The following is a 22,185-nucleotide window of genomic DNA, read 5'->3' as shown; positions in this document are numbered from 1 at the left end:
CATGTTGACAGACATGTGACACGAAACGCAGGAGACGTTTGCGTGGGTGGATCTTTCCCAAGCCATAACGCTATCTACCTGAACGGCGTGACAGATATCAGCGCAAAACCAGTTGGTGGAGGTGACCATGAGCGCGAAAAGGATAAAACCTGCCAGGAAGAAGGCCGCTGTCGCTGTCCAGATGATATAGCGTGGCCGTCTCTTCGGATCCTTGAATCCGGCAAGTGATATTTTTCGCAACTTGTCACGTATCATTTCCCTATCACATTCCTTTCGGTGTAGCTAGAAATCGATCCCCACTCGCTCACCTGCCACAACAGCATGACAGATTAAGCAGTTCCCGTCATATTGCGCATCCATATATCTGAGCATGGCAGTATTATCTGTACCATGCGGATCATGGCAAGTCGAGGTGCATGTCAGCGGCGATCTATTGTTTACGTCAAAGTGCACCGGCCGAACCGGGTGGTTATTGCGCCTGACCGTTGGTGAGGACTCATCATAGTGTCTCGGATCATGACATCTAAGGCAAACATCAGGATTTTGATCCAACAGTATCGGTGCGTAATTCGAGCCATGAGGCGTATGACATTCCACACACAGCGTATCGCGATGAGCGGAGGCCTCGTAACGCGCCTCGATTGCAGTCGCATGACACTCATAACATAACTCGTTATCTTCGGCGATCAAAAGGCCGGCGTAGTTGGCTGCGTGCGCGTCATGGCAGTCGGCACAGTTCAGTTCTGAAGTACCCACCGGATGAATGCTTGCCTTCCGGAAATCATCCTCGATATATGGGTGGCAGTCATAACAAATGTCCGGCTCCGGCTTGAGCAGCAAGGGCCTGTAATTAGATCCGTGCGGCTCATGGCATCCCATGCAGTTGTCGTACGCAAACGGCTGGTGCTGGACCGGCAGCAAGCTTAGAGGTGCTACAGAGGGATGACACATGAAGCAAAGGTCGGTCTGCCGAGTAACCAGGATTCCCTCCCAGGGAGATGCGTGGGGATCGTGGCAATCCAGGCAATGTCGCCGAGCGAAGGGGGGGTGCGTCTGATCCCTAGCCATCTCGGTTCCTACCTGATGGCACGTTATGCACAGGTCTCGCTCGTGCTGGACAAGCAGGTCCCTGTAATCAGAAGCGTGGGGCTCATGGCAGTCCATGCAATCCGCCAACTCGAAGGGTCTATGCTGATGCCTATCATCAACTTTTACACCGATATCACCGTGACACGTCCAGCACAATTCCTCGACAGGCGCCACAAGGCGCGATTCAGTTTCAACTACCTTTTTTGTGACTTCACCTTGCTCGCCGGGCTCTCTTTCCGCTCGCTCTGTCCCGGTAACGCCGTCCCAAAAGCCCAGCACCCAGTTCAAAGGAAGCCACTCGATCACCGTTTGGGCGCGATCAAGTGCATTCGAGAAGCCGCCATAGATGATGGTCCTCTCCAGCTCTACGCCGTGTGGAGTGTGACAAACTGTGCACTCCTTGAGCATGAACGGGCTATGGACAGATGGCTTGCCGAGGTCGGGGATCAATTGCGTGTGGCACTGCAGGCACTCGAGATTGCGTGCGATGAACCTCGCCTGATCCGGGCCTCTCGTGATCAACTGAGCTACTGCAACTGCTGAGCCGATTAACAACAGAAGCAGCAACAAAAGCAGAACCCAGTGCACGCGACGGCCTACTTTGCGCTGCGAACCAGATTCTCCCTCATTTGTATCGACGTCGCCTACGACGACTTCCGGGCCACTCAAAGGTCCTCCCGGTTCTGCCTGTCTATCCGGCCTATTGATTGGCGGATATCAAGCCCACAACAATACTCAATACATAGTAGCACTGTCTGGCGCTGGATTGAACGGACCAAGTGCGAAAAATCTCACAAGCCGTTTACCTAGTTATATTTCTCGGCAGTTGATCGGGTGCGATACTCGTGAAGATTAGTAACCGAGCAAATATGCACCGTGGATCGAGTCGTATACGAGCGGAACCCCCATGAGGGAGAACGAAACCACCGGAAGTGCAACGACCGAGAACCAGGCCAGCTTAGTGCCGCTCCAGCCCAAGGTAAGCCGCGCATGCAGGAAAAGTGCATAGACCACCCATGCAATAAGCGACCAGGTCTCGATTGGATCCCATGCCCAGTATCTGCCCCATGCCTCGTTTGCCCAAATCGCGCCAGACACTATCATGATGCCGTAAAAGATAAATCCGAGACCCGCGAATCTAAACTGCAGATCATCCAGGATCTCCTGTTGCGGCATCTTTTCAAGCGCCGCCGACAATAACCCCGTTGCCTTATGCCGAAACAGATAGATCATGGAAAAGGCAAAGGATACAAGAAAAGCCCCATACCCGATTTTCGCAAAAATGACGTGGATGCTCAGCCACCAACTGGCCAACGGCCCCGACAGGGCAAGCTCCTCTTTGGACGTGAACATCGAGATACCGAGCATGATAAAAGCGAGGGGCATCAATACGATGCCAAGCCCGACCATATTCCGACGCCGGAACGCAAGGAACACAAATAGTGCGACCGCGATGATCGCGTAGCTGGACACTACCTCGTAAAAGCCAAGGTAGGGACCCCTGTCAATGCGGATCCACCTTCCGACGATCGCTGCCAGGTGAGGAAGAAGTCCCGCTGCGCCCAGCCAGAGCCCTGCAGACCACAGCACGTCACGCTTGAAAAACAGTGCCGCCGAGAACACAATCGAGGACAACGCGTAAAACGTCACCCCCGCCCACATCAAAATGACTTCGGTTTCGATGCTCATCGCTTTACCTCCTGCAACGTCTCAGACAGCTTGCCGCGGGCCAGTTCTGTAAACCCATGACTTCCTCGGCTGTGATGAATGGCCACACAAAGCGCTGGCTTACTCTTCGAGCGGTCAATGACGATCCAGGCAGCCCTATAGGGGACGAGTATGGAAACACTGACTGCGACGCAAGCAATCGCCATAAGTAGGTAAAGAGGGATGATCGACCAATCGTCTACCACGGAAAGCCTGACATAACCTCCAAGATGATCGATGCGCAAGGCAAGGGCCTCCCCGAGTTGCACTGTGTCCCCGACACTCATAGTCTTGCTCTCGGCAGTCCCATCGGCACGCACAACTTCAACCTTTGCCGCACCCGTGCCGGGTTGAGTGGAGAAATTCACTCTGGCTATTTCGGCACCAGTTTCATCGAGGAACACCTCGGTTGAGCTACCCCACTCCATAGGCCGAACCGGATTCCGATCGATAAAAACCTGTGAGGACTTCTCTGCCCTGCCCTCTTCCGCGATAGTAATGACGACCCCGAGCCCCCAGTCGGAGAGGTGAATCATATGAGAGTAGTAGCGCAGGGGCTGATTCGGAAATACACGTCCCCTCGCTAATTCGCGCTCGCCATCTCTGAGATATACCATCGGCGCCGCACCACGATCTATGCCGTCGATAACGTACTGCAGCGGCATATCGGACTCGACTCCTATGGTAAAGCCACTCAACTCACCGTGTAGCGGACCTCTCTGGAGCAGGCCGTAGGACTCCTCGACATTCTGCCTTTCGAATCCAGCAACCACTCCGAGCAATCCTTCGGATCTCGTGAGCATTCCGGCAGATATCACCACAAGCAAGCCAACCAGGCTCCAGTGAAATACTGGAGACCCTAGAAGTCCCCACGCCCCGGAGACCGCATGGCTTGCAACCGGTCCACTATGAACCTTGAGTCCCAACTGGCGAAGCGCATCGTCCAGTCTCCGATGCCCCTCTTCCAGATGCTGCTCATCAACCTCGAACCGCACGGTTGGTTTGCGACGAATCGATTTGGCTCTTGCTTCGTCGATGGCGCCTGTGTGGCGCAAGATTCTTAGCGCACGTTGCGTACGCTGGACAGAACAGAGAGCCGTTGAAGCTGTCAGCACCGCCAACAATACGAAGAAGACTGGATGGACAAATGGAGCGTCCAGCCCGACGGCGGCGGTAACCGAGCTGAGTACGGGATTCTGGGCAGCCCATAATTCATAAGCAGCACGATCCAGATCGCGCTGGGGAAATATCGAGCCTATGACAAGATAGATACAGATGACCGCGATGAGCCAGGCTGCAAACTTCGGGGAGCGCAGCAGCTTGGTCAAGCGGCGACCACTAGCCACCGGCAAGGTCATGACTCTACTCGACCTCGCCCTTGGGAGTGACATAAACCCTGTCGACCAGCCAGACGCCCCTCTGCGCGTCTCGCACAACGGTGTACCGGTTCGCGAAGGTAGCAGTCAGCTCCTCGCTGATATACTCCCCATCCGGGCCAAAATAACGGTAGACCCATTCCTCATTCGTATCAACGCTCTTTGTCGTCTCACTGCCTGACACTTGAGTAATATCAAATACCGTCAACTGCTGGTCGATGCCACGACCTTCGGCGAGATTCTTCTGTGCATAGGCATCTACCCGGACAAACTCCCAGGAAGTCATATAGTCCCAAGCCGCCTGCGGATTTTTAGTTCTGTAAGCGTATGATATCCAGTCGAGATATGTGCGAACAGCTTTCTCGGGCGTCGAAAGATCGGTGTTTTCCGGTGGCGTGAACTGTGCGGTAGGAGTCTCTTCGGATGCGCCATCTTCAGTCGCCGACTCCCCGGCAGCGGACCCTCCGTCTCCACCTGTCGCCGCACAGCCAAGCAGAGCTATGGAGCTCAAAAACGCCATGGAGATCAGCAGTATCAAAATTATATTGCGGGTTGTGGCCAGCAACGGGCACCATCCTTCTCGTTAGTGGTCATCAAGCCATCGGTCTGACTATGGCGACTCAGGCGTCATGGCAGTTCAAGCATAAGCTGTTGCCAGTTTCGATAAGCAGCCTAGGGGTCGCCGATTCGTGTGGAAACACCTGAAACCTTGGGTTGTCTGTTGCCACTGCGCCATCGGCGGCGGTAACCCGAAACTCCTCATTGAAACCACCCAGGGTGGAGATCTGCTGGCGCCTGGCCGGGTCGTTTCCTACCGAACGCGCGTCCTCATGGCACTGCTGACAAATGGGGGGCTGCCGTGGCGGGGTGGCGGTTGCCGTAGGCATCACATATCCCCGGTTCGAGCCGCCCAAGGATCCCCACTCTACCGATGTGGTATTGGCGGAGCGGACGCGAACGATCCTGTCGTAGTGGACTCCGATAGTTTGGGTTGACACCGGATGATTGACTACCCCTGCCGAGCCGGACATCCTGCCCACATGGCAAGCACCGCACCACTCGGAACCATAAACATCAACGGATTGAGTCGCCGTGGTTGGTCGTCTCTTGAGAAGCCGGTCGGTCTTCACGACATCCGCGGGATGCGTTGCGGGAAAAGCCTGGGGTGTGGAAATGCGAACACGGTCTCCAGTGAACGGTTGGACTGTATCGGTTCCATGTGGACTGTGACAATCGCTGCATGTAAGCAAGCCGCCACTGGCAAGAAAGGTCTTTGTTTCCGCCCCTCCGGTAAGGGCGCCACCGGGTACAGAATTAGTAAACTCTATCCTATGAGCGGACGACACCTCGAGCCCTCTCGCCACGAGGGTTCCGTATACGCCTCTACCGCCGGTCCCATCATGGCATGTCATACAAGTGTCGCGAATCGTAGCGGCCGACAGCAGCATAATGCTGCCAAATGGCGCACCGTGTATAGTATGGCATGTCTGGCACTTCTGCGTTCCGGTCGAGTATCCCCCGTGCGGTCCTTTTCTCGGCCTTATCGCCTGCACGGTTCCGGTCGTCTCAGTTTCATCCAATCCGTGACACTCAGAGCAAGTCCTGCCTGTGGGGGGAATCGTCTCGTCGTAAGCGAGCGCAGGGGTAGAGAAGATCACCATGGACAATGCGCACAGTAGTGTGAGTCTTGCCGCTCTGATCCCCAAAGTCAACTGAACCGCCAATCACAAACAAATGCGGACGAAGATGCCCTGCACCAGCTCCATGACACTGATCAAATGTTACCTGAATGAACCTTCATGAGCAACCACGCAGCTATCTGCCTGCGATTTCCACTACCTGCACCCTGTTGTTGCCTCTGTCGGCAATCAGAACTCTCTCACCGAGCGCATCTATTGCGTCAGGAAAATTAAACTGCCCGGGGTTGACACCGCGCTCGCCGAGCCTGTTTATCACATTGCCTGTGCGATCAAGCTCGACTATCTCAAACTCAAACGTGTCTACCACCAGAATAGAACCGTCGTCGGTAATCGCCACGTCTCTTGGTAATCCGAACTCATTATCAACGCGCTCATCCAGCTCGACGATGGGTTCGCCTGTGACCCATTGCGGCCCTCCATCGCTTGCAAGTGCCTGAACGCGATTGTTGTTAGAGTCCGCAACAACTATCATGCCGTCTCTGGTTACCCCTAGTCCGTTGGGGCGATCCAACTCACCCAATCCGGTTCCGGGTCGGCCGAATTGACGCACGAACTCACCTTCTGTCGTGAACACAACGACCTGGTAAGCGTCTGTCGCGTAGACCAGTCCGCCCATCACTTCGACGCCGGTAACCGCTATGCCGGTACCTCCATATCCGGATCCGCCCCTTCCCACACGCACAAGCGGGTCAGGGAAGCGTCGCAAAAATTTGCCCTTCGAGTCGAATACCTGGATCTGGTCGTTCTTGAAATCAGCAACGTAAACTTCGCCGTTCTCGGCAACATCTATGCCTGTCGGCATGTTCATCAAGCCAGGCTCCCAGGTCGCCATCACACCCGGAGCCGGTTTGGCCACACCAAAACCGCCGAACTCAAAGAGGAACCTTCCGTTTTCGTCAAAAACGCAAACCCTGTTGTTACCGGTGTCCGCGACATAGATAGTGCCGTCGGGAGCGAACGCCACCCCTTGGGGTTTAGAGAACTCGGGGTTATCGCCTGTCCCTGGACCATCGATGGTCAGCACCGGAACGATTCCTTTTTGAGGAACGGGCGCCAGATCAACTTCATCTGCATTCATCGCCAAAACGATATAGGCAACCAGTGCCATCAACACCAAAGCCAACACCAGGGCAAGTATGGAGAAGACCTGCCGAGAACCGCTCGGCTCACCAGGACCCTTCACTCGATCACTACGCCCAGCCGGTCCAGTGCTTCTCTAGCCTCAGGCATATCTGGAAAATATTTTAGGGCCAACCGGTAGCGCTCCTCCGCGAGATCTCCTTCGCCAAGATTCTCATAGGCCAGGCCCATCAGATACTGCAGATCTGCAGAGGCTTCATTCTCCTCTACAACCGGCCTTAAGGTATAAATCAGCGATCGGTACTTGCCTTGCTCGGCGTAGAGCTCCCCTAGCGCCTTTGCCGCCAGTGCATGCTCACGATCTCGCTCGAGGACATCCCATAATGCGACCTCCGCCTGGCTGTATCTACCCTGCTCCAGCAGAACAATTCCCCTGTTGTAAAGGGCGGCAGTATCCTGGGGCCGCAAATTCAATACCTGATCGTAAAGTCGGAGTGCTTCCCGAAAACGACCTGCTCTCTGATAAGCGTGCCCCAAAGCAAGAAGTGACTCTATGTCATCCGGATTGCGTTCGACCGCCTCTTTATTGCTAGCAATCTCCTTATCTATTGCGGTGGGTTGCGAGGACGGAGAAAGAAGGTCGTTGATGATATAACCCGCGGACCCCACGACTCCGAGCAGCAGCACAACAACGGTTACCGCCAACCAGGCCGGAACTCGGCTTCCATCCTTCAAGTCATAACCGAAACCAGTCACTACAAAGACTCCTCACGTAAATGGTAAGAGAGAATCTGCAACTCTGCTGCCACATCGGCCTGACGCACACGTACACCCTCGGGAAGGTCAAGCCGCACCGGCGCAAAGTTGAGAATCGCCCTGATTCCCGCGGCAACAACATCACGAGCCACTCTTTCGGCTTGGTTGACCGGTACTGTCAAGATCGCAATCTCGATCTCGCGCTCCCTGGCGATATCCGCAAGTCTTTCTAACGGCTCCACCTGTAACCCCCCGGGCAAGGCTGTCCCGATCTTTTCGGGGTCTATATCCAGAATCGCGCGGACCAAAAAGCCTCGGTCCTGCAAACCGCCGTAGCCTTGCAGCGCGGCACCGAGCCGCCCATGGCCGATAATCACCACATTTCGAGTAGCCTGAAGTCCAAGCCATCGTGTGAGATGGGCGATAAGCCCATTCACCTCGTACCCAAGTCCGCGGATACCAAATTCGCCGAGATACGACAGATCCTTGCGAACCTGCGCAGCGTTCGTGCCCGCCACTTCGGCTATCTTGACGGAGTTGGCGATATCCAACCGCTGTGATTGGAGCTGCACAAGGCAGCGCAAGTACAAAGGGAGCCTCTGAACTGTTGCCGGAGGGATGCTGGGTTGCTGTGGTGACATTCTATCTCTCCGTTTCAGATAACTCTCTCAATTTGAAGTTGCGGCTGCAGCTGACTCGACTCTGGCCAGGAAATCAGCGGCTGTCGGAAAATCAGGCTGAACAAGCAGGACCTGAGTCAAAGCCTTACGCGCCGACACAAGATCACCTCTGCTTTCCGCGATGACTGCATGGAAGAAGTGGGCTTGCGAGAAGTTGGGGTCCATCGAAGCCGCAAAACTTATCTCATCGTAAGCGGCCTGCACGTCACCTGTTGCATAGAGTGCTCTGGCCAACTGAAGCCGTAGTGCGGGGCCATAGATGAAGTGTCTTTCATCGACTCCCTTTCTGCCCCAATATATAGCGCTTTCAAAGTGTCTGCGATCAAGAAACTCGCCGCCAGCCACATACAGGTTTGTAAGAAATACGTAGTTATCAAACTCCCAAGGTGAGAACTCTATCGCATCGAGCATGGCTCGTTCGGTGGTACGGAACTGCTGCTCTGCCTGCGCACGAACGGCAAGCGCCTCGGGGCTATCGTCCCCTGCCTGTAGTGCAGGCAAATAGGTGACAAAGATATCGAGATGCGCCATTGCAAGCTCGGTGCGGTATTGGTCGTTGAAGGGGTTGAGTCTTACCGCTGCCTCAGCGTAACGCACTCTATCAAAACCCTGAGACATCACACTGGCCCTGAGGTGATAATTATCGGCAATCACATGAGTGAAGTTGAAGATTAAAAGCGCCGCTGCCAGAACCGTTGCGGCAACTGCGCCCACCAGCGCCCCCGACTGAGGTTTTACCTCGACAAAGCGAGCGGTTGGCGCCATCAGTGCCGCCATAAACACCCACATGAAAACTGCGGTGCCAGTTACCGCCAATCCAAAGTTCATGTGAGTCAGATAGCCAGCACACCCCGCCCACATGCCCGCCAAGATAAGCTTGTCTCCAACGGAGCCGCTGGTGCGTTTGAATATGAACGAGGCCGTAGCGATCGCGACAAAAATAAAGAGCCCGTAGAGCAACAAAAACCCTGGAATCCCAAGAGCCGAAGCCATCTGCAGGGGATAGTTATGAGCGTTATCAGCAACCGATAGGTAGCCGGCATCCGCGACATACTCAAGCGGCTTATATCTCGGGAAGTGGAGACGAAATGTATCAGCTCCATACCCTAAAATCGGCCGTTCCTGTATGGCTGTTAGCGCAGCTTGCCATATTTGGAACCGAGTCTCGGCGCTTCCGGCGTCAAACTCGAATATGGACTTGAGCCTCAGCCATACGTTCATCACGGGATTTTCTGAACGCAGGCTCAGCGAGACAAGTGCCGCGACCAATATACCAATAGCTCCAGCAAATATACCGTCGGTGCGCTTGAGTTTGACCTTCTGGGTGATCGCAACTGCAATTATTATCAACAGCGCAACAGAGCCGCCGATCCACGCACCTCTAGTGAAAGCGGCTATCCAGCACCAAACCGCGATCAGAAAACCGGCCCACCATACCGCTCTCCAGCCCGGACGATTCTCACTAAGCGCAAGTCCCAGTGAAACCGCCAGCGAAAACACGATAAATCCGCCGAGAAGATCGGGGTTGCCAAACGTCGAGAACGCACGGTTTGCCTCGAAAGGAAGCTGTCCCCACCTATTCGGGTCCATCCCCAGGCTTTGCAGAACCCCGTAGCCGTTGACGCCTACCGCCGAGAAGAAGAATGTCTTGGCAAGCGCCCTTATCCTTGCTGTCCTATCGAGCAGCTGCGTGGCCAGGAAAAACACACCGCCGTACGTGATAAACGACATTAGCCCCTCATAGCGGCGGTACTTCCCGAAAAATGCCGTCTCTGGATGGATCGAGGTCAATGTTGTCAAAAACACCCACCCTAGGAACACGAGAATCAGATAATCCGCCTTGGTTCTGCGGATTTTTCCTCCATAAAAAAGTATGTGCCAAGCCCATGCGGCTAATCCAACAAGCAAACATGCCCGCATGACAAACACCTTGACGAGGTCAAACTGATCGAAAGTAAACGGTATGCTAATCCCTAGCCAAGTCCAGTTGCTTGTCGCGAGCGGTACACAAAAGACAAGTGCCAGCAGGGCGTACCAGGCAACCTTTTGTGGTGTGGTCATGCCACCCAGCGTCGACGCGCTCAACATGAGACTTGCGTCTGGTTGATTACTTGACACTCCTTGGGATTTGCCGCGGGCGGTTTTCGGTTCCACGCCTGCTACGTTTTTCCTGCGCTTTCCCACTTCTGCTAGCTCCTATCTTGCGCCGCGACCGGTCAAGATCACGCGCACGGTTTCAACTAAAATCTGGATGTCCATCGACAAATCATGATGATACATGTAAATGAGATCGTATTTTAGCTTGCGTTCGGTGGTTGTCGCATATCCACCGCTTACCTGCGCTAATCCTGTAACTCCTGGCGCGACCTTGAAGCGCTCGCGATAACCAGGTATCTCTTCGACATACCTCCTTACAAAGAACGGGCGCTCCGGCCGAGGGCCCACAAAGCTCATATGCCCAAGCAAAATATTGATAAGCTGCGGCAGTTCGTCGATCCGGTAGGTGCGCAAGATCCTGCCCAGGGGTGTTACCCGGGCATCGCACTCGGCCGCGAGCACCGGCCCGGTGGTACTCTCGGCCTCCCGAACCATCGTGCGAAACTTGTATAGGCGAAACTCCCGCATATCCTTGCCCGTACGCCTCTGCGAATACAATATCGGCCAACCCATCGTAACAAGGATCGCCAGGGCCGTGATCGCCAGCAGCGGAAGGAGCACTAGCAGCAAGAGCAAGGCGCCGATAACATCGACAGCTCGCTTGACAAACAAAACCCACCTCGGCGGTGAGCTTCGGGTGATCTCCATCAACGGGATATCTGCCACGAGGCCGTCAACGGTGCCTATGAATATCTCGTAGAGCTCCGGCACCACATCCACGCGCACATTAATTTCATCAGCAAGGGCTAGTCTTTCAATAAGATCGCGCAGGGCCACGGGTGAAACCACGATCACGCGATCCACGCTTTCCCTCTGCACGATCTCAGCGATTTCATCAAGGCGGCCCAGCACCGCAAACTCTTTGCCGACAGGCGCTCCTGCCGAGGAGCCTGTGTTCGCACTTTGCGCATGCACTGGTGCCGAAGCACCATTTGCGCTTGTCTCCAGCAGCCCCACAACCTGATAGCCCCACCGACCCCTTTCCTCCAGCTCGGAAGCTAGCTCTAGCGCCAAGTCACCGGTACCAACGATAACTATCCGCTGCTGCGGCCACGTTATCGTGCTCACCTGAAGGAAGAGAATTCGCCACCCGATGAGCAGGATCCCGATCACCAGCCAACTGATCAGGATCACAAGACGCGAAAAAGAGAAGAACTCGGGGCCGGCAAAGAAGAGAAGTGCTGCCGTAAGGGCAGTCCCGAGCGTCGCGGCCGCAAAGACAGCGCGCACAACCGCCCAGGGATACTCTGTCCGCTCGGGCTCATAGAGTCCGTATATATATCCGCACCCCAGGTACAACAGCGTAATGAAGGGTGCCAGCACGATAAATGGCTCGAAGTTGAACGCAGGCAGCGTGCCACCGAACCTCAAGAAGAACGAGGCGACGATTCCGACGTTGATGAGCAATGCATCAAGCAGCAGCGAGAGAACTATGAAGTGCCCACGCTTCACCTTCGCTGACCCTCTATCGCTTCCCGGTATACCGAAACAGTCTGTGTCACCATGCGCTCGATCGAAAACTCGGCGTTCGCGCGACTCCTGGCCTGCTCGCCCAGTCGGCGCCTGAGGTCATCATCTGAAAGAAGCGTGCCGAGAGCTCTCGCCAAGGCGCTGGAGTCGCCCGGGGGCACAACGAGACCCGTGACGCCGTCGGCGTTGACGAAAGGCACCCCGGTCGTCAGGTCGGTCGAGACAACGGGCAGCCCGGAAGCGTGCGCCTCCACCTGCACCAGACCGAAAGCCTCTGAGCGCGCCACGCTCGGCAGGCAAAAAACGTCGCTGGCATGATACCAGGCGGTCAGGTCCTCATCTGAAACTGGCGGCTCGAAAAACACGCGGCTCGCAATGCCTTGCGAATGCGCCTGCTCCCTCAACTCGCTTTCAAGGGGTCCTTTGCCGATAATGACAAGATCGGCGTCAACATCGCTCATTGCCCGCAGCAACACATCAACACCCTTGTAGTACACGAGGCGCCCCACAAACAACACTACCTTGCGATGCGAGTGCCTCGCCTTTAGTCGCGCCGCTCGCTCAAGCAGTTCTTGCGTGGCCGCGAAACGTTCGACATGCAGGCCGAAGGGCACCACGCGGCATTTCTCGGCCCTTGGAGCCAAAAATTCCGAATGCTCGACCATATTGGGGGAGCTGGCGATTATCAGATCGACTCGGTCCAGCACCTTTTCGAGCAAGGGCTTGTACAACGCAAGCGAGGTCTTCTGCCTGACGATGTCGCTGTGGTAGGTCATCACTGCCGGCACACGAGCGTTCATCGACAGCCAGGAAATTTCACCCCAGGGATAAGGAAAGTGCAGGTGCAGCACGTCCGAGGCCTCAGGCCCCGAGAGAAGAAATCGCAGTTGCTGACGCATACCAAGCGCTATTGGAGTCGAGGCATACTGCGCGAATCGCGACATTCGCATCACTTCGACACCGCCAAGCATCTCCCGAACGCTACCTGGTCCATCGTTGGCGACAAGCGCGCTAACCTTGGCACCTTCACGCTCGACCAGGCCTTCAGCCAGGTCACGAACGTGAAACTCGATACCGCCGAGGTGTGGAGGGTAGTACTTGTTGAGCATCGTCACCCGCATCAGTTTCGCCTTATGCCCCTCTCGCAAACGCCGAACCCGCCGCCAGCAAGTCATCGACCACTCCCATTGTTGGAGCTTCGGCATAGACTCTCACCAAGGGCTCGGTTCCGCTGGTTCGCAACAAGAGCCAGGCATCATCGGCAAGCTCGAACTTCACGCCGTCGATGTGCGATACGCGAAGCACATCCACGCCGGCGATCTGAGAAGGGCGCAGGTCGGGAATGGCAGAGACGAAGGTTTCCATCTGCCTCGGCTCCAGCGTGAGATCGACACGCGAGTACTCCATGGGGCCGGTCATTGCGAGAAGATCGGATACCAACTCGCCTAAGGTACGACCGCGTTTGGCCATCATCTCGGTGAGAAGCAGCGCCATCAGCAGACCATCGCGCTCCCGAACGTGGTGAGGTACGCCGATGCCGCCCGACTCCTCGCCGCCGACCAGCACATCGCCGGATAGCATCTCTTCGTAGATCCACTTGAAGCCCACAGGCGTAGTGGTGACCTCCAGGCCGAGGAGCGCGCCTACCCTGTCCACGAGCACAGATGTCGAAAGGGTCTTGACTATGCGCCCCGTAAGGCCTTTCTCTTGCGCCAGGTGCTGAGCGATAAGACAGATGATCCTATGGGGGTTCACAAACCCACCATGCTCATCAACAGCGCCGATGCGGTCAGCGTCGCCGTCGGTCACAAAGCCGGCGTCGAGGCGCTCTGTGCGTACAAGTCGTCGAGCCTCATCGATATGGGGAGGAATCGGCTCCGGATGCAGCCCCGCAAAGCCCGGGTTCCGCTCACCGTGAATCTCGATCACCTCGACGCCGAGCATGCCCAACACCTGGGCGAGATAGCCCTGACCCGCGCCGTAAAGCGGATCAACCGCAACCCTCAAGCCAGCGCCCCGCACAGCCTCGGCGTCGACAAGCCGATAAAGCGCCTGCAGATACCTGCTCGCAATGTCGACGAGGCCGTACGTCCCTCGTGCTTCAGGCGGCTGATCGCGCAGGTGAGCCTCTATGCGCTCGGTAAAAGCAACCGGTGAAGCGCCCCCGTCGGCCATACGCACCTTCACGCCGAGATACGCTGCCGGATTGTGGCTTGCCGTAAGCATCACCCCTCCGACTGCCTCATTGTCATGGGCAATCGCCCAACACAGCGCAGGTGTGGGGACGTATCGATCTGAAAGCGCGACTTTCAACCCATGCGCCGCTAATACCTCGGCCGCCGCTCGCGCGAAAGCCCCCGCCTCGAAGCGGGTATCGTACCCGACGACGATCAAACCACCAGGGTTATCATGTGCAAACACCCGCCCGATGGCATCGGCGACGCGTCGGAGGTTATCGAAAGTGAAGTCCTCGGCGATCTTCGCACGCCATCCGTCCGTCCCGAACTTTATTGCGCTCACACCGCTCATATTTCGTATACCATCCCTTTGCACGACAACAGCCAATACACCAACTACATTTTGCCTGAACAAAGCGAAATAGCAGAGAGATTTTCAGACAAGGTCACTGCAACGTTACCGAGACCGAATGCACGACACTCTCTTCGACCGCACTCTTTCCCCCAAAAACCGCAATCCGTTTTATATCGGCGGAAAAGATCTCGAGTGTCCCGCGCACGGCGTCCGGAAGCGCTTCTGCCCTGGTCAACAGCAGCACTCCACCCCTCGCGCCCATACCAGCGCCGCCGGAAAGAGCGTCCGGGAACCGCGCTCCTGTCGCAAGTCCCACATTCTCAAAGCCGAGAATCGATTCTCTGTGCGCCCACTTGGCGAACTCGGCTGACGTGACATACCGGTCAGGCCCCCCCACACGGGTTACCGTGTTGAGCCCGAGAGTTCTGATCTTACCCGCTACACCATCGCTAACCGCGCCGGAGCCGCCAACCACGATAGCCCTTGAGAATCCTTGACTGGTTATTGCCTCTGAAGTCGCGGAAGGTATAGCGCTAGGCATGACAAGCAGTATCGGTATTTTACTTGCCCAGGCCGCCGAGGAAGCCGAAACAGCGTCAGCAAAATCATCGCCACGCACTATGAATACCGTCTCCGGATAGGCTACGTTTCCGCGTATTGCGACAGTTTTGGCGGACACTTGAGCCGCAGTCGCAAAACGATCCCTGCCTCCTATACGCGTCACCGAGAGTCCGGTGGCCCTTAATTCGTCCAAGACGGTATCGTGCACCGCCCCCTTGCCGCCAATTACAAACACGTGCTTGGCATCGAGCCTTTTTATCTCTTCAACGGTCCCGGTTGGAAGCCTACTAGGCAACGTGAGTATTACCGGTGCGTTTAGCGCCCCTGCCAGAGAAGAGGCGGCAAGCGCGTCCGGGAAAGACTCTCCTGTGGATATCACCACAGTCGCTGCCTGGGAGAACATCCTCCTAGAGACTGCAAGCGCGGTCTGATAGCGATTGGGGCCGTCGATTCGTGTTATCTCAGCAGGCACTTTTGCTGGTGGGGTGATCTTGACTGTAGCAGAGGCTGTCGCCTCCGTGTTGCCCGCCCGGTCGATCGAGTACCACTGCACAAGCGTCTCGCCTTGCGCATCGATCGTAATCGTCTGGCCGGGAAGATAAGGGGCGAGAGCCGCGTCACCGACTCTGTAGAAGGTCGAGGCTACCCCGCTTACCGCATCTGTCGCCGTAAGTGAGATGGAGACAGAGTGAGCGACCGGGCCCTCAGGGATGCCATGCGCGGTTGTAGCAGGAGGCGTCCAATCGACCGTGATTGTGTCGGAAAGCGACAGTATGTTACCCGCCGCGTCACGGTATTGAGCATGCACCTCTCTAACGCCCTCACCCGGAAGTAGGAGGGATTGCGAAGGCCAGAGCGGACCCCACTCGAACCCGAAGCCGGCGTTAAAACGCACCTCGTTTGCGCCTGTAATCGTGGAGCTGGCGACAACGGTGGACGTGGTAGCAAACTGCGCGCCCCCGTTCAAGACGAATGTCCCGGTCGGAGGTGTCTTGTCGATGCGCACCCGCTGGATATTTACGGCTTCCGTGTTGCCCACCCGGTCAATCGACCAAAATCGAACGAACCCTTCGAAATCGTAGTCGATCGTAAAAGGTTGAGTGTACGCCATCTCCGAACCGGAGCCGATCCTGTAGAAGGTCGTAGCGACGCCGGAGACGGCATCCTCGGCGGAAAGCGTGATAGTCGCATCCCGATTGGTCAACATTCCTGGAATCCCGCTCGCCGTCGTGACGGGAGGTGTAGCATCATGCGCAAACAAGTGCAGCCGGTGGTTGTCACGCTCAGGCACAAGCAGCATCCCATCGGGCAGCACCGTAGGTCGCATCGGCCGTCTCACCTGGCCAGGCCCGGCGCCTGCCGAGCCGATCGTGCTCTCCCAGATGCCAGCCGAGGAAAATCGTTGTACCCGTCCATTCGCGCCATCGCTTACATAAACATGTCCAGCCGGGCTTATCGCCAGACCCATCGGAAGACGGAACTGGCCGGCTGATTCTCCAAGTCCGCCAAAGGACGTAACAAGTGCGCCAGTGGGCTCCAGCACGAAAACTCTGGCAGCGTCGCGGTCGACAACCCACAAACGCCCCGCGGCATCGACCTCAACGTCCACCGGCGAGCTGAGGCCGGCCGTAGAGCCAGTAAACGTCTGTATCGTCCGCAATACCGTGCCTTGCTGCGAAAACTCCCTCAGACGCGCTCCGCCGGTATCCGCGACCCATATATCGCCATCGGCGTCTATGGCAACACCTTGAGGCGCGCTTAGCTGTCCTGCTCCGATAGCGCCGAGAAACGCGCCCTCAGCGGAAAATCTCGCCACCGGGGAGGCCGCCCCCGAGTCTGCCACCCACACATCCCCGTTCGCGGCGATCGCGATATCAGCGGGACTTGAGTTGATGCCGGAGCCGCCAAAGTGACTTAGATAGGTTCTGTCGGCATTGAAGACTTGAATACGATTGTTTCCCGTGTCCGCGACGTAGATAAGACCGCCAGGTCCTACTTTCGCCGAGGACGGCGCACTTAGTTCCCCTGGCGCCGATCCAGCGCCGGACCATATCTCCGTACTTTGCCATGCTGGGTCAAGTAGCTGTATGCGATTGTTTCCGGAATCCACGACGTAAGTGCCACCGCCGGGCCTTGCCACGATGGCTCCCGGCATCCGGTATTGCCCGGCGCCGTCACCCGTCTCCCCCCACTGCACAGGCGATGAGCCGCTTTTCGTGGAACGCTCCAGGTGCCTTACTGGACCGCTAAGTGGTGGATTCCGCATCCCGCCCCTATCTGAGACGAGTATGAGATCCGGGCCCGCCACCGCGATCCCGAACGGGCTTCCGTAGCGCGAAAAAGTTCCCGTGCTTATCTCCATCCAGCCCCACTGTGCGACATACGCGCCGCCAAGGGTGAATTTTTGTATCCGCTGATTATTGGTATCGGCAACATACAGATGGGCGTCATCCACCGCCAAGCCATGCGGGGAACTAAACTGGCCGTTACCTATGCCGGGTCCTCCAATAATCGTGATCAGTTGACCTGTGGATGAAAACTTCAGAATCCGGTGATTCATGGTATCGCTGACGTACACGGCACCAAAAGAGTCGACAGCCATACCGGTTGGAAAGAACATTGGTGAAGCGCCTGCGCTTGTCCACTGGCCCAATACCGTTCCAGTAGTGTCAAATATCTGCACCCTGTTATTACCGGAATCGGCAACAAAGACGCGGCCATCCGCCGAAGCAGCTACCCCTGAAGGGAACTCAAAACGCCCCGGCTCACTGCCCCTTGATCCCCAGACCTCAAGTACCTGACCCGAAGGCGAAAGCTTCTTGATCCTGTGATTCTGAGTGTCAGCCACATATATGTTGCCGAGAGAATCTACGCTTGCGGATAGCGGGTCGGCAAAACCGCCATAGGGCCTTGGTCCCATCCAGACCGAGTAGTAAGCGCCCGGCAGCGAGGCCATCGAGTGGTGAGGGGTGGCCAGAGATTGAATGGCAAACAAAAGGAGCAGCACCAAAACTGCCCCCGTGCGACGCCTAAAACAGAACCTCACACTATCCATATAATCTCTCAGCGTCGAGCGCTTGAAACATCAAATTCGACTACCGGCGTACCTACGACGCGAACCGTTGTGTCCGATATCGCTACGTGAATGGCGTCTTCCTCGGAGTTTTCGATCATCTCGGCGGTGATCTTTACGGGAACGTCGATTCTCTTTCCGTTCCTCCCATCAGGAAACACCTGTAGCATGAGCCGCTCGCCGACAGGTATCCTGGCCAGCGTGCCGGTCTGACTCGCGGCCCTGGAATTATCTGGGCGCCACTCGGAAGACGCCAACACCAGCTCAAGGCGTGAAGGAGGGCTCGCGTCTGTGTCGTTCCACCATATCAAGCGAACTGTGTTCACATTCGCATTGGGAGCGGTCGGCGTGGCTGGCGTACCGGGCTGAGCAGCGCCACCATTACCTGCGGGAGCGCCTGGTGCCTGGGGGTCCGCAGCGTCAGCGGGCGCACCGGCATCATCAGCGGGGCCGTCCCCGTCAGTAATAGCCCGTCCATCGGATTCTCCGGAAACACGCACCAGTCTGGCGCCGTCTTCAGGCGCACCGCCGAGCTCAGAGAGCTCTGAAATCCATCGCGAGGGGTCTGGGCCAACGCTTATGGTGAGAATCCCAAAAACCAGCCCTGCGGTTGCAAGAAGCGCAAGTCCCACACGGACAGGAATCGAACCAAGAACGTGTCGCATTCTCACCGGTTCCTCTCAAATATCGAGACAAAAGCCTACGAACATATTAATGTATTATCGGCTGAAATTAGATTATGAGTGATAAATCACACACTAATTACTCATATGATAGCATGCCAGGTGCCTTTACGCGGCGAGGAGAGCACAGAATGGAAGATACGATAGATCGTTCGCTGCACGCCTTGGCCTATCCGGCCGACAACATCCAGGAAACGCTTGTGGTTGTATTGGTCGTGGTGGCCTTAGGGCTGCTTTTGGCTGTGATCCTCATGGCCCTCGCGTCACCCGGAGCAAGCAGGAGTGAAAGCGATCTCGGCAGGGACGACGCTGACTAGTAGCTGATTCCCACACCGGCGGTTCCGGTGCCGTCCCTATGACACCTCAGGCATATGCCATCCTGGGTAGGGATACTTGCCGGCATCGTCACGCCCGCGGCAGAGGTCGCGGACTCGAGAAACCTCACGCCGGCGGTCATGTGCGGCCAGCCTCCAGGAACTCCATAATCGCTTGAATGGCAAGACATACAGTAGGTCGAGTCGCGCCATGCCACTCTTCCCGTGAAACTGGCAGCCGGATTTGCATAATTAGCTCGGGCTGGACCCATTATGTGTGTTCCCATGTCATATTCGGTAGCAAAAAATGATGTGCCCGGTGGCAGGTTAAAGTGACAGCCCGCACACCATCTGGTGAGCGCCATTTCCCTGGAATCGGCCGCCAGCGGCGCCCCAGCCGCCGGATCGTAGATCACCCAGTTTATAAGCAGGCTCTGCGTCAATGAGGCGTTTTGAGTCATGCGATTCTGAGCAGCATGCACTTGGTGGCACATCGTGCAGGTAACCCCTTGCTCAACGCCGCCAGCTATCCAAGTGTTATGAGCGTTCGGCAGATTTGTGCCGGAGTAATTGTTGATGTCTCCGCCATAAACTTGCGTATAGCCCGAGCCAGACCTGAGATGGCAGTAGGCGCATGAGTCACGCACGCTGGTCGGGAGAAGCAACTCGCTCCCCAAAACTGTGCTTGCGGCATGAACCGAATGGCAGACACGACACTTTGCGGTGGCGGTACTGTACCCACCGTGAGGAGAGGTTTGCCCTACGTTGCCTGGCAATGTGGAAACTACTGACCAGTCATACCAACCGGGGGTACTTCCGAAGCCTTGCCAGGTGGGAGTGAACGTAGCCATCGCCGAGGAGGCTGCGCCCAGGAATAGCGACGCACATACGATGCCTGTGAGCAACGCCTTGCGCGCTATGGAAAAATCAATACCCAATATCCCCACCAATCCGACCCGGCGAAGACCGACCTTTGAGCTAAGCGTTTCGACCCGCCGTTAAGTAATCTTACAGTAAATTGCTGGCAAAGCAAACAGCGTCTTTTTTTCTCGCGCTAAGTATCAAATCAAAGATCAGCGTCCTGAATCCGTAGTAGCCTAGCCACCCTGAACCACTGCATCAGGGCCACAAGCAGCACCAAGATGAGCGCCAGCATCGTTGGAACGACCCACCTGGCGGTCGAGTCAGCCAAGCGCCGAACACCTGCGGTCAGATCGTCTCCCGAACCTGGAAGTCGAACGATCTGCACTCTGTTGTTATCGGTGTCGGCAACAGCGAACCAGTCACGCTGCGGATCGTACTCCACCGACGAAGGATGGATAAAGGTGCTCTCCTGTTGGCCGAAATCTCCATGCACCGACAGTATCTCCCCGCTTTCAGGGTCGAGCACCACCAGCTGGAAGAGAAATGCGTCCACAACGACGAGTCGTCCCGCACCATCCACAACCAAATCCTGCGGCAGATCCCACGCAAAACTAGCGGGCTCGGCAGTCGGGGTCGCCATCGGCGATCGTGGCTCTGCGCGCTGGGGACGGGCCCACAACAAGTTTCCGGCTCTGTCGAACGCCTGAATGCGGCGGTTGAACGCATCCGCGATAAAGATGGTATCCCTGAAGACCTCGATGCCGATGTAGGCATCGATCTGACCGGGGTTGGGGCCACGGGTCCCAAACTGCCCTGTTTTTGCGCCGACCTCTGAGTATATATTGACCGTTCCCTCGCCCAACACGTAGACACTGCCGGCGGATACCGCTATGCCGCGTGGCATGTAATCGACACGCCACTCCCTAAGAAATTCGCCATCACTGCCAAAGGCAACGATCTTCCGATCCTGACTGTCAGCGATAAAAAGTTCACCATTACGATTGACATCTATCGCCTCAGGCTGCGCAAAGCCGCCCTGGCCGGGCTGCAGATCACCTCCGCTCAACACACGCTCGAACCGACCATATGGCGAAAAAACCATTATCCTGGCGCCAGCAGGTTCAGCTGCGTAAATCCTGCCATCAGGATCGATGGCGACAGAATAAGGATGCCGAAGCTGCTCTTCCGCCGCCGGTCCAAAGCCGTACAGTGATCGAACCCACTGCATGCCCGCCCTATCGGGCCGCAGCTCCACCGGAGGGGCTTGCAAGCGCGTAAAGACCACAGCAAGAAATGCCAAAACGCCGATTAGCACAACTATAGCGGCGCCAAAAAATACTCTCGGGATCATCGGTGACACGCGGCGCACTACTGGTTGCCCCCTTCCAGGCGCTCTAAGCCCTCACGAGCACCTTGATAGTCCGGAACGAAGCGTAGCGCCGTGCGGTAAGCCTCAGCCGCGCCGGTGGCATCGCCGGATTTTCCGAGCTGATCACCGAGAGCCACAAGGATCGTGGCATCCGATGGCAGGATTTCATTCGCTTTCGCCAGATCCTCGATAGACTTTTCCGTTTGCCCCAGCTCCCCTAGCGCGATCCCCCGGCCTTGCAGGGCACGAGCTAGCAGCGTATTTGGCGGCTCAAAAGCCACCGTGCGTCCTCTCAAGTCAACCAGCAGCTGCTCATATTCGACCTGCGCATCGCTTATAGCGGCATCGTAAAGAGGCAGGGCCTCCTGGAGAGATCCGGATAATCGCAACACCTCCGCCTCTGTCAGATCAACTATCGCTGAATCTGAGAGAGCGCGAGCACGGCGCACAATATAAAGCGCGTCATCCTTGCGGCCGGCGGTGGTGTAAGACGAGGCCAAGAGCAGATGATTAGACAGGTCGGATGGATTTGCGTCAATAGCGGCGCGATGCTTCATGATGTTGCGCTCGAGCGCGGTTCGTGGGGCATCAAGGCCCTGGGTATATAAAACAAGCGAAATAGCCGCGACCAAAACGACCACGAGCAGTCCGCCGGCCAAAGTCATCGACGCACGGTCAAAAGGCGTGGCACTGTGATTAAGACCTTGTTCCTTGCTGGAAGGCATCAAAGCTCCTGATAGGCGAATTTTCACCTGACATGATACAGCAATTCTA

The 22,185-nt window shown here is 56.5% G+C and carries 19 protein-coding genes; 1 reads left to right on the top strand and 18 read right to left on the bottom strand.

Going from position 1 to position 22,185, the window contains the following annotated elements:
- From KGZ89_04550 to KGZ89_04480, 15 genes are all read right to left on the bottom strand, one after another.
- The coding region (locus tag KGZ89_04550; GenBank protein ID MBS3974119.1) for a NapC/NirT family cytochrome c at nt 1–255 on the bottom strand (255 nt) is incomplete at its 3' end.
- Between the two features lie 27 nt (nt 256–282).
- A complete protein-coding gene (locus tag KGZ89_04545; protein ID MBS3974118.1) occupies nt 283–1,758 on the bottom strand; it encodes a hypothetical protein in 1,476 nt (491 codons plus the stop codon).
- 183 nt (nt 1,759–1,941) lie between these two features.
- A complete protein-coding gene (ccsA, locus tag KGZ89_04540) occupies nt 1,942–2,778 on the bottom strand; it encodes a cytochrome c biogenesis protein CcsA (GenBank protein ID MBS3974117.1) in 837 nt (278 codons plus the stop codon).
- The gene (locus tag KGZ89_04535; protein ID MBS3974116.1) at nt 2,775–4,154 is read right to left on the bottom strand and encodes a cytochrome c biogenesis protein ResB; all 1,380 of its coding nucleotides are present in this window, start codon (nt 4,152–4,154) and stop codon (nt 2,775–2,777) included. Before KGZ89_04535 ends, ccsA begins: the two co-directional genes overlap by 4 nt.
- Nucleotides 4,155–4,158: 4 nt before the next feature.
- Complete coding sequence (locus KGZ89_04530; GenBank protein ID MBS3974115.1) at nt 4,159–4,737, bottom strand: hypothetical protein; 579 nt, start codon at nt 4,735–4,737, stop codon at nt 4,159–4,161.
- 55 nt (nt 4,738–4,792) lie between these two features.
- Nucleotides 4,793–5,884 carry a cytochrome c3 family protein gene (locus tag KGZ89_04525; GenBank protein ID MBS3974114.1) on the bottom strand — a complete coding sequence of 364 codons (1,092 nt, stop codon included), beginning with the start codon at nt 5,882–5,884 and terminating at the stop codon, nt 4,793–4,795.
- A 103-nt stretch (nt 5,885–5,987) separates the two neighbouring features.
- Nucleotides 5,988–7,055 (bottom strand): hypothetical protein, encoded by a 1,068-nt coding sequence (locus KGZ89_04520; GenBank protein MBS3974113.1) that lies wholly within the window; start codon nt 7,053–7,055, stop codon nt 5,988–5,990.
- Nucleotides 7,052–7,708 (bottom strand): tetratricopeptide repeat protein, encoded by a 657-nt coding sequence (locus KGZ89_04515; GenBank protein ID MBS3974112.1) that lies wholly within the window; start codon nt 7,706–7,708, stop codon nt 7,052–7,054. Before KGZ89_04515 ends, KGZ89_04520 begins: the two co-directional genes overlap by 4 nt.
- A complete protein-coding gene (locus KGZ89_04510; GenBank protein ID MBS3974111.1) occupies nt 7,708–8,349 on the bottom strand; it encodes a redox-sensing transcriptional repressor Rex in 642 nt (213 codons plus the stop codon). Before KGZ89_04510 ends, KGZ89_04515 begins: the two co-directional genes overlap by 1 nt.
- Before the next feature lie 27 nt (nt 8,350–8,376).
- Nucleotides 8,377–10,572: an O-antigen ligase family protein gene (locus KGZ89_04505; protein ID MBS3974110.1), complete on the bottom strand. Its 2,196-nt coding sequence runs from the start codon at nt 10,570–10,572 to the stop codon at nt 8,377–8,379.
- A 12-nt stretch (nt 10,573–10,584) separates the two neighbouring features.
- Nucleotides 10,585–11,997, bottom strand: coding sequence for a sugar transferase (locus KGZ89_04500; GenBank protein MBS3974109.1), 1,413 nt, complete (start codon nt 11,995–11,997; stop codon nt 10,585–10,587).
- Nucleotides 11,994–13,136, bottom strand: coding sequence for a glycosyltransferase (locus tag KGZ89_04495; GenBank protein ID MBS3974108.1), 1,143 nt, complete (start codon nt 13,134–13,136; stop codon nt 11,994–11,996). The genes KGZ89_04500 and KGZ89_04495 overlap by 4 nt, the downstream gene beginning before the upstream one ends.
- Before the next feature lie 10 nt (nt 13,137–13,146).
- Nucleotides 13,147–14,535, bottom strand: a complete 1,389-nt coding sequence (locus KGZ89_04490; protein ID MBS3974107.1) for a phosphoglucomutase/phosphomannomutase family protein — start codon at nt 14,533–14,535, stop codon at nt 13,147–13,149.
- 103 nt (nt 14,536–14,638) lie between these two features.
- Nucleotides 14,639–18,115, bottom strand: coding sequence for a cell wall-binding repeat-containing protein (locus KGZ89_04485; protein ID MBS3974106.1), 3,477 nt, complete (start codon nt 18,113–18,115; stop codon nt 14,639–14,641).
- Between the two features lie 56 nt (nt 18,116–18,171).
- A complete protein-coding gene (locus KGZ89_04480; protein MBS3974105.1) occupies nt 18,172–18,846 on the bottom strand; it encodes a hypothetical protein in 675 nt (224 codons plus the stop codon).
- 149 nt (nt 18,847–18,995) lie between these two features.
- On the opposite strand from KGZ89_04480, the gene KGZ89_04475 reads away from it, so the two are divergent.
- A complete protein-coding gene (locus tag KGZ89_04475) occupies nt 18,996–19,181 on the top strand; it encodes a hypothetical protein (protein MBS3974104.1) in 186 nt (61 codons plus the stop codon).
- On the opposite strand, the gene KGZ89_04470 is transcribed toward KGZ89_04475, so the two are convergent.
- From KGZ89_04470 to KGZ89_04460, 3 genes are all read right to left on the bottom strand, one after another.
- The gene (locus KGZ89_04470) at nt 19,178–20,116 is read right to left on the bottom strand and encodes a hypothetical protein (protein ID MBS3974103.1); all 939 of its coding nucleotides are present in this window, start codon (nt 20,114–20,116) and stop codon (nt 19,178–19,180) included. The two genes, KGZ89_04475 and KGZ89_04470, sit on opposite strands and share 4 nt — an antisense overlap.
- A 128-nt stretch (nt 20,117–20,244) precedes the next feature.
- Nucleotides 20,245–21,411, bottom strand: a complete 1,167-nt coding sequence (locus tag KGZ89_04465) for an NHL repeat-containing protein (GenBank protein ID MBS3974102.1) — start codon at nt 21,409–21,411, stop codon at nt 20,245–20,247.
- A complete protein-coding gene (locus tag KGZ89_04460) occupies nt 21,411–22,136 on the bottom strand; it encodes a hypothetical protein (GenBank protein MBS3974101.1) in 726 nt (241 codons plus the stop codon). Before KGZ89_04460 ends, KGZ89_04465 begins: the two co-directional genes overlap by 1 nt.
- Between the last annotated feature and the right edge of the window lie 49 nt (nt 22,137–22,185).

Source organism: Actinomycetota bacterium, assembly GCA_018334075.1.
Lineage (GTDB): Bacteria > Actinomycetota > Coriobacteriia > Anaerosomatales > UBA912 > JAGXSC01.
The sequence above is the reverse complement of the archived record's forward strand: the minus strand, read 5'-3'. Positions and strand labels throughout refer to the sequence as shown.

Excerpts from the sequence above, each read along its gene's own strand:
- KGZ89_04460 (MBS3974101.1), bottom strand. The coding sequence starts at position 22,136 with ATGCCTTCCAGCAAGGAACAAGGTCTTAATCACAGTGCCACGCCTTTT.
- ccsA (MBS3974117.1), bottom strand. The coding sequence starts at position 2,778 with ATGAGCATCGAAACCGAAGTCATTTTGATGTGGGCGGGGGTGACGTTT.
- KGZ89_04510 (MBS3974111.1), bottom strand. The coding sequence starts at position 8,349 with ATGTCACCACAGCAACCCAGCATCCCTCCGGCAACAGTTCAGAGGCTC.
- KGZ89_04535 (MBS3974116.1), bottom strand. The coding sequence starts at position 4,154 with ATGACCTTGCCGGTGGCTAGTGGTCGCCGCTTGACCAAGCTGCTGCGC.
- KGZ89_04475 (MBS3974104.1), top strand. The coding sequence starts at position 18,996 with ATGGAAGATACGATAGATCGTTCGCTGCACGCCTTGGCCTATCCGGCC.
- KGZ89_04480 (MBS3974105.1), bottom strand. The coding sequence starts at position 18,846 with ATGCGACACGTTCTTGGTTCGATTCCTGTCCGTGTGGGACTTGCGCTT.
- KGZ89_04495 (MBS3974108.1), bottom strand. The coding sequence starts at position 13,136 with ATGCGGGTGACGATGCTCAACAAGTACTACCCTCCACACCTCGGCGGT.